The sequence below is a fragment of the Sphingomonas sp. Leaf37 genome (assembly GCF_920939475.1).
Classification (GTDB): Bacteria; Pseudomonadota; Alphaproteobacteria; order Sphingomonadales; family Sphingomonadaceae; genus Sphingomonas.
In genome coordinates this window covers 1-12,727 of record NZ_CAKLAX010000007.1, presented here as the reverse complement: position 1 = coordinate 12,727, position 12,727 = coordinate 1, and the positions used below count along the sequence as shown (strand labels likewise).

At 67.8% G+C, this 12,727-nt stretch carries 16 protein-coding genes and 1 pseudogene; 9 read left to right on the top strand and 8 right to left on the bottom strand.

Annotated features, from left to right (window positions below):
• Positions 1-97: 97 nt before the first annotated feature.
• Complete coding sequence (locus LRA87_RS17745; RefSeq protein ID WP_230782292.1) at positions 98-988, top strand: phosphatase PAP2 family protein; 891 nt, start codon at positions 98-100, stop codon at positions 986-988.
• Positions 985-2,682 carry a hypothetical protein gene (locus LRA87_RS17740; protein WP_230782290.1) on the top strand — a complete coding sequence of 566 codons (1,698 nt, stop codon included), beginning with the start codon at positions 985-987 and terminating at the stop codon, positions 2,680-2,682. The genes LRA87_RS17745 and LRA87_RS17740 overlap by 4 nt, the downstream gene beginning before the upstream one ends.
• On the opposite strand, the gene LRA87_RS17735 is transcribed toward LRA87_RS17740, so the two are convergent.
• The 7 genes from LRA87_RS17735 to LRA87_RS17710 all read right to left on the bottom strand — a co-directional run bounded on the left by LRA87_RS17735 (position 2,683) and on the right by LRA87_RS17710 (position 8,318).
• Entirely contained in the window at positions 2,683-3,171 is a 489-nt protein-coding gene (locus LRA87_RS17735; protein ID WP_230782287.1) for an RES family NAD+ phosphorylase, read from the bottom strand. It abuts the gene before it with no gap.
• Between the two features lie 41 nt (positions 3,172-3,212).
• Positions 3,213-3,563 carry a hypothetical protein gene (locus LRA87_RS17730; RefSeq protein WP_230782285.1) on the bottom strand — a complete coding sequence of 117 codons (351 nt, stop codon included), beginning with the start codon at positions 3,561-3,563 and terminating at the stop codon, positions 3,213-3,215.
• A gap of 94 nt (positions 3,564-3,657) precedes the next feature.
• Positions 3,658-5,124 (bottom strand): UbiA family prenyltransferase, encoded by a 1,467-nt coding sequence (locus LRA87_RS17725; RefSeq protein WP_230782283.1) that lies wholly within the window; start codon positions 5,122-5,124, stop codon positions 3,658-3,660.
• Entirely contained in the window at positions 5,121-6,167 is a 1,047-nt protein-coding gene (locus LRA87_RS17720; RefSeq protein ID WP_230782275.1) for a hypothetical protein, read from the bottom strand. Before LRA87_RS17720 ends, LRA87_RS17725 begins: the two co-directional genes overlap by 4 nt.
• 110 nt (positions 6,168-6,277) lie before the next feature.
• Complete coding sequence (locus LRA87_RS17715; RefSeq protein ID WP_230782272.1) at positions 6,278-7,834, bottom strand: hypothetical protein; 1,557 nt, start codon at positions 7,832-7,834, stop codon at positions 6,278-6,280.
• Between the two features lie 148 nt (positions 7,835-7,982).
• Positions 7,983-8,111, bottom strand: a complete 129-nt coding sequence (locus tag LRA87_RS18415; protein ID WP_268934884.1) for a hypothetical protein — start codon at positions 8,109-8,111, stop codon at positions 7,983-7,985.
• A 57-nt stretch (positions 8,112-8,168) separates the two neighbouring features.
• Positions 8,169-8,318 (bottom strand): hypothetical protein, encoded by a 150-nt coding sequence (locus tag LRA87_RS17710; protein ID WP_230782270.1) that lies wholly within the window; start codon positions 8,316-8,318, stop codon positions 8,169-8,171.
• 249 nt (positions 8,319-8,567) lie between these two features.
• On the opposite strand from LRA87_RS17710, the gene LRA87_RS17705 reads away from it, so the two are divergent.
• The 5 genes from LRA87_RS17705 (at position 8,568) to LRA87_RS17685 (ending at position 10,886) form a co-directional block, all read left to right on the top strand.
• On the top strand, positions 8,568-8,705 hold the full coding sequence (locus tag LRA87_RS17705) for a hypothetical protein (RefSeq protein WP_230782268.1): 138 nt from the start codon (positions 8,568-8,570) through the stop codon (positions 8,703-8,705).
• Entirely contained in the window at positions 8,705-9,076 is a 372-nt protein-coding gene (locus LRA87_RS17700; protein ID WP_230782266.1) for a hypothetical protein, read from the top strand. The genes LRA87_RS17705 and LRA87_RS17700 overlap by 1 nt, the downstream gene beginning before the upstream one ends.
• Positions 9,077-9,396: 320 nt before the next feature.
• Positions 9,397-9,903: a TIGR02594 family protein gene (locus LRA87_RS17695; RefSeq protein ID WP_230782263.1), complete on the top strand. Its 507-nt coding sequence runs from the start codon at positions 9,397-9,399 to the stop codon at positions 9,901-9,903.
• Between the two features lie 60 nt (positions 9,904-9,963).
• A complete protein-coding gene (locus tag LRA87_RS17690) occupies positions 9,964-10,398 on the top strand; it encodes an antitoxin Xre/MbcA/ParS toxin-binding domain-containing protein (protein WP_230782255.1) in 435 nt (144 codons plus the stop codon).
• On the top strand, positions 10,395-10,886 hold the full coding sequence (locus LRA87_RS17685) for an RES family NAD+ phosphorylase (protein WP_230782254.1): 492 nt from the start codon (positions 10,395-10,397) through the stop codon (positions 10,884-10,886). The genes LRA87_RS17690 and LRA87_RS17685 overlap by 4 nt, the downstream gene beginning before the upstream one ends.
• A gap of 68 nt (positions 10,887-10,954) precedes the next feature.
• Here LRA87_RS17685 and LRA87_RS18525 read toward each other — a convergent pair.
• A pseudogene (locus LRA87_RS18525) lies at positions 10,955-11,071 on the bottom strand (IS481 family transposase); the annotation flags it as partial.
• Positions 11,072-11,482: 411 nt separating this feature from the next.
• On the opposite strand from LRA87_RS18525, the gene LRA87_RS17675 reads away from it, so the two are divergent.
• Both LRA87_RS17675 and LRA87_RS17670 read left to right on the top strand, forming a co-directional pair.
• A complete protein-coding gene (locus tag LRA87_RS17675; protein ID WP_329958611.1) occupies positions 11,483-12,046 on the top strand; it encodes a hypothetical protein in 564 nt (187 codons plus the stop codon).
• A partial coding sequence (locus LRA87_RS17670) for a relaxase/mobilization nuclease domain-containing protein (RefSeq protein ID WP_230782250.1) occupies positions 12,043-12,727 on the top strand: 685 nt, incomplete at its 3' end. The genes LRA87_RS17675 and LRA87_RS17670, both read left to right, overlap by 4 nt.

The following is a 12,727-nucleotide window of genomic DNA, read 5'->3' as shown; positions in this document are numbered from 1 at the left end:
AGTCGCGATGACGATGCGGGAATAAGCCCGATCGTCGGTTCCCCGGATTGAAGCACCCGTAAACGCAAATTTAGCTATGTTTCTGCATGCCGGGGCGATGAGACTGGCCCTCGTTCGTATGCCGTTCCGACCCAGGCGATCGGCCCTGGCCGTCGAGCCGCGGGCGTTCGGGGTGTACCTGCTGCTGGTCGCCGGCATCGCGGCGATCGGCGTGAGCGTCGTCGCGGGGCGCTTCGCCTGGTCGGGGGAGCTGCTGGATGGCGCGGGGCTGAAGCTCGGCGGGTTCGTGCTGCTGGCCTGGGTGCTGCGCGGCTATCGCTGGTCCGGACCCGCCGCGGCGCTGGAGGCGACATGCCTGATGCTGGCGATCTCGCTGGTCAGCCCGCTCTGCGCCGTCGTCGCCGCGACCGCGGCATGGCCGATCGCGGACCGGGTGCTGGCGGCAGCCGATGCCGCACTGTTCTTCGGGTTCGACCGGCGGGTGTTCGTGACCGGTTTCGATCGCTGGCCGCTGCCGTTCGCCGCGACCAACTGGATCTACAACAGCATCATCGTCCAGCCGTTCGCGGTGATCCTGCTGCTGGTGGGGATCGACGACCAGCGACGCCTGTGGCGGTTCGTGCTGGCGTGGATCATCGCCGTCGCCGTCGCGATCGGCGTATCGGCATTGGTCCCGGCCTATGGCACACCGCCCTACGCACTGAAATTCATGGACATCCTGACGGGCGCGCGGGACGGGAGCCTGACCACGCTGGGCGTCGATGCGATTTCGGGGATCATCACCTTCCCCAGCTTCCATGCCGCGGGCGCGGTGATGCTGGCATGGGGCTGGTGGGGTGTTCCACGGCTACGGGTAGCGGGGCTGGTACTGAATGCGCTTATGATGGCATCGGCGCTGATCGTCGGCGGACATTATCTGGTGGATATGGTCGCCGGCTCGCTTGTCGCGCTGGCGGCGATCGGTCTGTCCTGCCGGCTGGTCCGATGAGCGTCCGGCCGGGCCGCGATGCGGAGGCGTCGCCCCTGATGCGGCGCGCGTTGGTGACGGCGACGATGCTGCTGTGCCTCGCGTGGTTCTTTCGCGATGCGCTGGCGACCGGCCTGCACGTCCTGTACGGCGACAGCTACGACGGCGTGATTGAGGTCGCGATCCTCAACCACTGGTATCGCGTATTCGTCGAGGGGGCGGCGTGGGATGTCATGGGGTATTTCCACCCCTATCCGGCGACGCTCGGCTATAACGACACCTATATCCTGCCGGGCATCCCCTTCACGATCGCGCGGATCCTGGGGGCCGATCCGTTCCTTGCCGCCTTTGCGTCGCATGTCGCGATGAAGGCGCTGGGGTTCGCCGGGATGTACGTGCTGCTGCGCCGCGGGATCGCCATCCGCCTGCCCCTCGCGCTCGCCGGCGCGGCGCTGTTCGCGACCGCCAACGTCTCGCTGCTCCACATGTACCACGGGCAATTGCTCAGCGTCGGGCTGCTGCCGTGGCTCGGCTTCCTCGCGCTGCAGGCCGTCGCCGCCTTGCGCGAGGATCGCCCGCACGCGCTGGTCGCCTGCGGATGCGGCTTTGCATTGCTGTACGGTGCGACGGCCTTCAATGCCTTTTACGGACTGTGGTTCTTCTCGCTGTTCCTCGTCGTCTATGCGCCCGTCGCGCTGCTGCTGATGACGGCGGATGCCCGGCGCGCGCTGTTCGCGGCGATCGTGCGGCACTGGCGATCGCTGTTGATCTGCGTGGCAACCGGCGTCGTCGCGCTGATCCCGGTGCTGCTGCTCTATCTGCCCAAGGTCGGCGCCGGTGCGCGGCATGCGTGGGAGGATGGCCCCCACCTCTATCTGCCGGGCATCATGACGCTGTTCAACGTCGGATCGGGCAATCTGGTCTGGGGTTCCCTGCCGGCCTGGCTGGGCAACGACATGCCGTTCCCGGGCGGCGAGACGCGCTTCGGTTTCCCGATCGGCATGATGGCGGTGACGCTGTTCGCGATGCTGTGGGCGGGGCGGGAGCGCCTGCGGAGCGGCATCGTGCTGCCGGTCGGGATCGCCATCGCGGTCATCGTCGCGCTCGCGCTGCGCTGGCCAGGCGATCATTCGGCGTGGTGGTACGTCTATTCCTGGGTGCCGGGTGCGTCCGCGATACGGGTGGTGCAGCGCTTGCTGCTGTTCGCATCGGTGGGCATCGTCGTCATCGTCGTCGTCTTCCTCGATCGTGCCCCGCGGCGCGGGTGGGTGACCGCGCTGATCCTCGCCGGGCTGTTCGTCGAGCAGGTGCAGCTCGACGCGCCGCTGGCGCTCGATCGCGACGCGCAGATGCGGATGCTCGCCGATGTCGGCCCCCCGCCCCGCGCCTGCACCGCATTCTTCGTCGTGGCGGCGCGGCCGGCGGACTATCCGCTGCTGGCCGAGGCGCGGGCGATCGACCTCGCCTGGGGCGGCGACGGCGTCGATCGCGGCGCGATGTTCTATCGCCACAATGTCGATGCGATGCTGCTGGCGAGCTATTACGGCCGGCCGACGATCAACGGCTATTCGTCGTTCAACCCGCCCGACTGGCGGCTGTCCTACCCGGATGCCCCCGATTACCTGCACCGCGTCCGGACCTATGCCGGCCGGCACCGGCTGACCGGCCTGTGCGGGCTGGACGTCCGCCGGCAGCAGCGGTGGTTCGCGGCCTGACTATCGTCCGGTCAGCACCGCTTCGGGATCGAGCAGCGTCAATGCGGCACCTTCGCCGGAGGTCCGTGCATCGTGCCAGCGCCACAATACCAGATTGGTGCCACCGCGATGCTGGATCGAAGGAACCAGAGCGCCCTGCGCTCCTGCCGCAAGGCATTGCCCCGCCAGGTCCCAACTGGCTGGAACGCCATCCTCCAGCTTGAAGATGCGGCGCCATTCGCAGGCGAGGATCGCGGGATCGGCATCGCGCAGGTCGGCGATCGCGGTGGCATCGAGGTCGTATGCGACGAGCGTGCCGGGTCGCACGAGATCCTGGTGCATCTCACGGATCGCGGTGTTGTAGTCCGCGGACAGGTAAAGCGCGCGCGTGCCGGGTGGATTCCAGCGACCGCCGGTCAGGTGGGATCCGCTGTCGAACGGGCGGGCCTGCCAGCGGACGCCGAGCATCCGCCAGAAACGGCCGGTGAGTGAAGCGGGCATGATCGTCATGCGTGGATCAGAGCCGCGTGTGGAAGCCGGTGTTACCGCCGTCAGGCATATACGCCCTGTTCCATCGTATCGAGGGTCCACAGCACGGCCGCGGCCTCCCCGGCTTCGACGAGTTCCTCGGCGGTCTTGCCGAAACCTGCGATCGGCTGGTGCCGGAACCAGATGATCGCCTTGCCCTCGTCACCCGACAATTCGGCTGCGCGGGCGATGATCCGTGCGATCTCGCCCAGCTTGGCCTGAACCGCGGGGCTTTCCGGTTTGGCGGTCATCGTGTTGCGATTGACATGCGCCAGCCGTGCCAGTCGCGCCATCGGCACGCGCAGGCGCTCTGCCATGCGGCGTGGGGCGATCATGTCGCGATCACGGATATCGTCGAGGAAAGCGGCAAGCATGAATGCACTCCTTGCCGTTTATATGCACCTGAAAGTGCTATCGCACAATGAAGAGGCCGGCACCGCCCAAGGTGTCAGGTTCGGGGCGCCAGGATCAGGGTGTCAGGATCAGGCCGGGTGGCATCGTCGTGTGGCTCGCCGCCAGCATCACGACGGCACAGGCGGCAAAGAGGATCAGGCTGTTGGGATCGCGCATCGTGAAGATCACCGGATCGTCGTGCATCGCCCCGCGATGCGTCAGCAGCAGCATCCGCCCCAGCCAGTAGAGCAGCAGCGGCACGATCAGCCAGAGCAGGGCGGGGTTCGAATACAGCCCCCGGACGTCGGCTTGCGTCACGTAGAGCGCGAAGATGATGACCGCGGCGAAGCTGGACGACGAGGCGAGCGTGCGGATCACCGGCAAATCGTCGCGGCGATAGCCACGACCGGCGATCGGACCATCGCCGGCGATGCGGCGATCGCCCAGTTCGGCGCAGCGCTTGATCGCGGCGAGTGCGAGGAAGACGAACATCGAAAAGCCGAGCATCCACGGCGACAGCGGGATGCCGGTCGCGACCCCGCCGGCGATGATCCGCATCGAATAGAGCGTCGCGAGCACGAACAGGTCGGCCAGCGCGACGCGCTTCCAGTAGAAGGAATAGGTCACCGTCAGCAGCGTGTAGCCGCCCAGCGCAACCGCGAATCCGGCCGGCAGCGCCATCGTGGTGATCGCCGCGCCGGCAAGCAGCAGCGCGAACGCCGCCAGCCCCTGCGTCACCGACAGGTCGCCCGCCGCGAACGGCCGCCGGCACTTGCGCGGATGGGCGCGATCGGCCGCGATATCGAGCATGTCGTTGAGCAGATAGGTCGCCGACGCCAGCAGCGAGAAGCCGACCATCGCCAGGATCGTCGCGAGCAGCGCGCCGGGTTCGGTCACGCGGTGCGCGGCGACGAGCGGGGCGAAGACCAGCAGGTTCTTGAGCCATTGATGCGGCCGCATCGCGCGCGACAGGCTGGCGGCGAAACGGCCGGTATCGGGGAAATCCCCGGCCGAGACGCGGCCGTCGTCGAGCGCGATGCGCGTGCCGCGTCCCGCGCGCAGGGCGTGGCGCGCCTGCCGCCAGACGGGCCGATCGACGCGGGCATCGCCGACGTAGTCGTAACCGTCTGGGTGGAGGCCGGCGAGCAGTGCCGCCTTGTCCGCGCCCTTGAGGTTGACGGGACCGGAGGCGTGGACGGAATCGAACAGGCCGAGGTGCTGCGCGACCGCCTCCGCCCACGGCCGCGGCGAGGCGGTGACGAGATGGACCGGCCGCCCCGCAGCGCGTTCGCGGGCGATATGGTCGACGAGGTCGGCGCGATAGGGCAGTGCCGCCGCGTCGAACGTCGCATGGCGGGCGACATAATCCTTCAGCGCCAGCCGGCCGCGCGTCAGCGTCGCCGCCATCGCGAACAGCCGCAGCGGTGCGGCCTTGGCGACCTGAAGCATGGCTTCGTGCAGCAGGTCGCAGCGGACCAGCGTATGGTCGAGATCGACGCATAACGGGACGCGGTGCGCGCGCAGGATATCGCTGTGGATCATGCGCCCGTCCTCACGGGATACGCCTTTGCCGGACAGGCTGCGTCATCCGGTCGCATCCCCTGCCCCTCCGCCTGCCGGATCGCGATGGCGATCAGCAGCAGCAGCGTCGGGAACAGCATGCTGAGATTGCGCGCCTCGCCCGCGGCGCAGAACAGCAGGAACAGCGGCAGGTTGACCGCCGCGGCGATCCGGGCGTGCGCGCGCCAGACGGCGGGGAGCGTCGCCCAGCCGGTGTAGACGAGGCCGGCGATCGCGCCGAGGCTGACGATGCCCAGCGCATGCGGCAGCGGCAGTCCATAGGTCCAGTCGGGCAGCAACCAGTCGACCGGCCGCGTGAAGAAGCGCCACTGGTCCCAGAGGTGGAATTCGGTCGCGCCCCCGCCCCGCCCGGCGAAGCGGACCCGCTGCCATGCATAGACGATCCCCGCGACGGTTGCGGCCGCACCGATGGACAGCGTCGCGAACCGGCGCGACCGCTCCTCCCGGAGCAGCGGCCAGGCGGTCAGCGTGAAGAAGAGGACGCTTTCCTTGTTCCAGGCGCCGATCGCGGCGATCAGCAGCATCGCCGGCCACGATCCCTGCCGCGCGGCGACGAGGAACAGGCAGAAGAAGGCGGTTTCGGCGAAATCGTACCAATAGCCGCCCTGCGCCTGGATCATCGGGAACAGCAGCACGATCGCGGCGCTGGCGGCGTAGGCGACGAGGGCGGAAAAGCCGCTGTCCCGCAACAGGCGATAGCCCGACCAGAGCAGCAGCAGCAGGCTCGCGAAGGTCAGGGCGTAGACGATCCGGACGCGCTCGACCTCGTGTGGGTCGGTTGCGGTTGGCTGCGGCGCGACCGCATCGGCGATATCGACGAACAGGCGGCGATAGGCGAACGGGCGTTCGACGGTTCCGTCGAAATGCGCCTTCAGCGACAGCCGCGCATCGTTGCGGAATCCCCATTTCTGCATGTAGCCGCTGAAGCTGGCGCCCGCGATCGCGCAGGAGAGCAGGAGCAGTGCGACCAGACGGATCGCCTTCAGCGTCGAGCCGCTCACCATCTGTTCCCCGGGGCGTCCTCTGGCCGATCCTGATCGCCACGACGTAGGACGGCAGCGACTTATAAATCGTAAACGGCGCGGTAATCGTGTTTTCCGGATGGGTGCGGCCCCTAGAATCCCATCCGGGCGAGGACGCGGTTGAGCCGGAACGGCGAGCCCTGTGTCGCGGTGCAGCCCCCGGGGCGGGCGTAGAGGCACATGCCGATCACGTCGCTCGCCGGTTCGCAGCGGATCGTGCGATAGCCCGGCGGGGGCGAGCCGGTTCGGGGGACCGAGCTGACGATGCGGTTGAAGCCCGCCTGATGGCGCGCCACGCTCTGCCACGGGGTGGCGCCCGGTGCGGCGGGATCGGCGAACCAGAACAGCCCTATCGGGGTGCCTGGCCGCAACGCGGCTGTGCCCGGGATGTCGGCGTAGCTGGTGCCGTAGACGAGCGCGACGCCGCAGGTCCGCGGATCGTCGCGGAGCAGGGCGAAGACGCGCGATCCCGGCCCGCCCTGCCGGCGATGCGCCTGCGCAAGCGGACCGAACGCGAGCAGCAGCGAGGCGATGCCCCACGCCGCGACGACCGCGAGGCGCAGGCGCGGCCGGGTCCGCTCTCCCCAGCGGGCGACGGCGGCCTCGACGATGTCGCTCCAGCCGATCGCCGACAGGATGACGATCGTCACCACCGCCAGATAGATGAAGCGATATTCCTTGTGCCCGATCAGCATGTGGACGGCGATCGTCACCGCCGCGGCCGCGAGCAGCGGCGGGCAGGCGCGCCAGCCGAAGCGCAGGCCGATGACGAGCGGGATCGCCCAGACGATCCAGATCTGCAGCAGCCAGGTGAGATAGGTGAGTGGCGGCGAGACGCCGTATCGCGCCGCGACGCCGCTGACGATGTTCTGGCGGACGTTCTCGACGATCCAGGCGAAGGGGCGCGCGCCGTTCGCGATGTCGATACCGGCGCCGATGGCGGCCATCGTCAGCGCTCCGCCGATCAATGCGCCCCAGTTGCGCCATGCCACCCGTTCCGCGCGCCACGGCCAACAGCCGGCGAGGACGAGCGTGGCGGCGGCCGGTGCGTAATGCGGGCGCATCAGCACCGCGAACGTCAGCAGCGCCCCCGCGATCGCCGCGCCGCGCCGGGTCGGCCGGGCGGCGGTGACCAGCACCGCGGCGGGCAGGAAGGCGGCGGTCGCAGCCGGCTCGGCGAGCGTCTGCACCCCGAAATAGACGCATTCGAACCAGCTCGCCGCGACGAAGCCGGCGAGCAGCCCGGCATAGGGCGACCGGCGACAGCCCAGCCGCCACGCCGACCAGACGATCGACAGCGACGCGGCACCCATCGCCAGCCGTGGCAGGGCGACCGGCCACGGCCCGGCCGGCCCCAGCGCCTCGCCCAGCGCCATCGGCGGCATCAGCAGCATCGGCAGCAGCCAGCTGCGCATGCCGACGCGCCATTCCCACGTCACCGCACCGTCGCCGGTCAGGATCCGGTGCGCGGGCTCGAGATATTGGTAGATCGCGTCCGGATGATGAAAGCCCGGCTGGAACGCCGCGATCGTCCGCAGCAATGCCGCGAGCAGCAACAGCCACGGCAAGGGTTGTGCGACGAGGGGCTGCGCGGTGAAGCGGCGCCATGCGCAGGCGGGCGATGCGGATCGCGCGGGGCTGGAAGTCATGCGGCGGGCATACCGGGACAGGGGACGGGAAATGCGTCTTACATCAGCGTCGCCCGGAAGCCCGGCGGAAATCGCACGCCGTCGCCAGCGATCATCCTGTATGCAGGTCTATATGTCGATGTGTATACACGTCGACGATGGTCTCCGGTCAGAACCCGGTGCGGATCACCCGCCACCAGCGCCTGATCCGCTGCCACACACTCTCCCGCGCCGACCGCTCGCCGCGGGGACGATCGATCGGGCGGCGCACACGCTTGCTGTTCGGACGCCTGGCCATGGCGCAGGTATAGGACAGTAGCGTTCACACAGGCTGAACCGGTATCGGCCTGCCGTTCTAGGCGAAATCCCCCAGCTTGGCCGCCTCGTCCTCGACCTCGGCGTCAGGGGTGTCGTCGTCCATCGGGGGCTGTTCGGGATGGGTGACCGCATCGGCCGGCGTGGCGGGCAGATCGGTGTCGGGGCTGGTGTCGGTATCGTCGGACATGATGCGCTCCTGTGGATTTCGTGGTCTATAATTCCATGGCGGTGAACGCGTGTGCGGGCGGATCGGGTGCCGATCTGCCGGGAGAGCCGTTGAGGGCGTTCCAGCAAGAGGACGCGACATGCCCGACCCCGTACATCCGAGCGACGCCGACGACGATGATGCCAACGAGGGCACGCGGCAGGAGGATCTCGAGGCGGAAGATCTGGAGGGGTTCGTCAAGGACCCGCACGAGCAATGACAGGAGCGCATATGGCCGACCCGGACAATCCCGAACCCGTCGAAAGCCCCGACAGCGCGCCGCTGGGACCCGAGACCGAGGCGGACGTGCACGAGCGGACCACCCACGATGTCGATCCGGACGACATGTTCGATCCGCTCGGTACGTAATGCGCAGGCGTCGGACGGGGATCGCTGCGGCCCTCTGCCTCGCCGGATGCAGCGCACCGCAGGCGATCGAGGGACCGGTGAGGATCGGCCAGATGGCCTATGTCGGCGGGCCGCGGGTGATGCCCGAGCGGGTGATCGAGGACAGCCGCTGCCCGGTGCGCACCACCTGCGTCTGGGCGGGCCGCGTCGTGCTGCGCGCGACGATATATGGCGGCGCGTGGTCGAAGCCGATGGACCTGATCCTCGGCGTCCCGGTCGATGTCGCCGATGGCAAGCTGACGCTCGTCGCGGTGACGCCCGCGCGTGACGCCGGCCGGTCGGCGCGCGACGCATCGTCGCGCTTCGCCTTCGCGTTCCAGGGCGGCTATTAGTGGACAGCGGTGTGCGTCGCCTGCCCGAGCGGATGCGTAAGCTTCGTCCCGACGCGGGCGTGGCCATGACGCGGATCGGCGCTTAGGGACGCCGCTATGGAAAATCGTCCCATCGTGCGCCGGATCATCCTGGTCATGATCGTCTTTCTCGGCGTGGCGATGGCGGGGATGCTCGCGCTCGGCATCGCGCTCTATCGCACCTGACCGGCCGTCGTCGGGCGGCCGGACCGCTCGACCGGATTGCGGGCGGGTCGGCGCTGCGCCACAGGGTGTCGGGCCAAAGGGTGCCGGGCCACAGGGTGCCGGACGGGAGACGTGACGTGGCGAAGGATCCGGCATGGCTGCGCGCCGCCCGCGGGCGACTGGGCACGCGCGAGGCGGCGGGGACGGCGAACAACGCCACCATCCTCGGCTGGGCGAAGCGGCTCGGCACCCGCGTGCTTGGCATGATCTACAATGCCGACAGCGTGCCGTGGTGCGGCGTGTTCGTCGCGTCCTGTCTGGCGGAGGACGGGATCGCGGCCGCGCCGATCGCGGTGCGGGCGATGTCCTGGGTAGACTGGGGGCTGGCGCTGCGCCCCGAGCGGCTCGCGCCGGGCGCGGTGCTGGTGTTCGAGCGGCCGGGCGGCGGCCATGTCGGTTTCTACGTCGGCGAGGATGCCGTGGCCTATCACGTCCTTGGCGGCAATCAGGGCGATGCGGTCACCATCGCGCGCATCGCCAAGGGCCGCTGTATCGCGCGACGCTGGCCCGCGGACCGTCCGGTGATCGGCAAGCCGGTGCAGATCGCCGCCAAGGGCAAGCCGATATCGCGGGATGAGGCGTGAGCGAGCGTGCGAAGTACCAGATGAGGCTTATTTCAGGTTCATCTGGGACGGAGGTACGTCATGGCGACGCAAATGGCATCGATCGAGACGCTGCTGGGTGTCGCCGCGGGGCAGCCGGCATCGCGGCTGGCGCTGGCCTATTCGATCGAGGGCGGGTTGCCGGTGGCGGCGCTCGACCGGCTGGCCGACAGCGTCGCCCCCGATGATCCGCGCTTCAAGTTCCGGCTGATCCCCAAGGCGACGCTGGAGCGCCGGCGCAAGTCGACCTCGCAGCGGCTGACCAGCGAGGAAGGCGACCGGCTGGCGCGGCTCGCCAAGGTGTTCAGCTTCGCGCTCGATATCTATCGAGCGCCCGAAAAGGCGCGCGAATTCCTCGGCCGCCCGCACCCGATGCTCGACGGCAAGCCGCCGCTCGACGTGGCGCTGGCGACGGGGCCGGGTGCGGACCTCGTCATCAATCTGTTGGGACGGGCGGCCTACGGCGGGGGCGCATGACGGCGCGCGCGACCGGTCGCAAGACCGACCGCGTCCTCACCTGTTTCTGCATCGGCGATCCCGAGGGCGCACACCCGATCTACGACAGCGAGGGCGCACGCCTCTATCCCGGCCGCTGGAACACGCCGGCGAGCCCGGTGATCTACACGTCCGAACATTATTCGACCGCGATGCTGGAGAAGCTGGCCCACGCCAACAGCGTGCTGCCGCCCAACCAGCATTGCATCCGCATCACCATTCCCAACGGCACCCGCTACGAGGTGTTCCGGACGGCCGAGCATCCCGGTTGGGACGGCAAGGACGAAGGGATCTGCAAGGCGTTCGGCGCGGCGTGGTACGAGGAGGCACGCAGCGCGCTGCTGCTGGTGCCGCCGATCCCGGCGCGGCTGGAGCGCAACATCCTGATCAACCCGCGCCACCCGGACGCGGCACCGATCACTTGGGATCTGCCCGAACTGGTGTGGTGGGACGAGCGGCTCTACGGCTGAGGGATCGCCCTCACCCGCACCTGCAAATGCTTACGTGAGCTGCTGCCGGTTCGGCTGCTGCCGTAGGTGTTTGGTCCCGTTGATTGGTGGTGCGGGTTGACGGTGAAGCGCTGGGGATCGTCGGCCCAGGCTTTGCATATGAACTCGTATGGTGTGAGGCCCCGCAGCGTCCCGAGCCGTCTGCTCCGCCGCCTTTGCCTGTTCGTCCCGATGAGCAAGTTCCGCTTTTAGAGCTTCCCGCCGAGCCTCGATTGTTGCGAGATCGACGACGTTTCTTGATCGGGCCATTCTTCGGATCCGGTTCCAATAGAGAGCAACTTACCACGATGCAGGCAGTGCAGGAGATGGCAGGGAGGTATGATTGATCGTGCAAATGCATTGCGCCGGAACCACAAGACCGAAGGCTATTTGTGGCAAGCACACAGTCAATTATTTATCACCTCCGCGTTTGGAGTGATTTAGCTCCAAAGGGGTCGTTGTTTCATGAGGATAGGCAATTACTAGGGATGGCAGGATATGTCTCACGGCACCAATGTTTAACATTGGCTCGTGGGGCGCCGCTGCACGGGGCTTTTAAGATGAATGTAGGCCTACGGTTGAAGGACGATTTGGTCGCCGAGATCGACCGCGTTGCCGCGGCGAATGGGCAGACCCGAAGTAGCTGGATCGCAAGCGTGCTGGCCAGCGCCGTGCTGGCTCCGGAGAACGACGACATCCCGGTGCTGCCAATCCAGGGCAGGGGGGATCCCGACGATCTCGTTCGCGTCACGGTCCGGCTCGGGAGGAGCGAGATCGAAGGTATCGACACCGTGTCTGCGCCAATGAGGATGACGCGAAACGAGTGGGTCAAACGCACGCTTCGCTGGCAGCTCTGGGACAAGGCGGGCGTGCTGAGACTGGCTCCGGCCACCCAGGCTGAGATCGTCAAACTGCGCAAGCAGGTGCTTCTGATTGGCAGAAACATCAACCAGGCGGTTCATGCGATGAACGCAGCGAACCAGCCCGAAAGCTCGCTCGACATCGCCCGCATCGCCGATCCCTTCATCGAGAAATGTGAGGAACTGAAGACGCTGCTGTTTACGACCCGGCTGGGCCTATCTGCTTCGATCGGGGCAGAGGTCGGGTACTGGACCGAAACCTACCGAGCGTCAGGAGCGTGAGCTTCCGCTTCTCTTCTGGAACGATGGACTCCATGGCGGGCGTCTTCGCTTCCCCCAAGAAGTACCGCCTCGGGACCGGAGGCGGCAGCGCAAAGGGCCCGAAAACCGGGAGCACGATGCTCGGCTTGGCCGTCGCGTCGATGTTCCCGAAGGCCGTATCTTCGTCGGCCACGTCGCGTGCCAGTGTGCAGGCAAAGCACGCTTTCGGGGGCGGATCGCAGGCCCGGATGAGCGGCCGGGCGATCATGGCTGCGGATCGCACATCGCGTCGCGTCCCCGAGGTCATGGTGCGGATCACGGGGCGTCAGCATGGCGGCGGACATGTCCTTGCCAACTTCGCTTACATCAGCCGCCTGGGTCACGGTTCCGACGAGGAACTCGGGCTTGAAACCAGTGAGGGCGTCGTGCTGCATGACGGACGCGACATGCAGATCCTCGCGAAGGATTGGCATGACTTCGAGATGGACGGGGACGCCAGACGAAAAGGTGCGACGTCCATTTCGATGATCCTCTCGATGCCGTCGGGGACCGATCCGGAGCGTTTGAAAGCGGCCGCCCTGGACTTCGCACGCGAGGAGTTTGCGAACCGGTCGTGGGTTGCCGGCCTCCACGTCGATCGCGATCATCCCCACGTTCACATCACGATCGCACGTCGCGATTTCGATGGGCGCCGCTTCCATC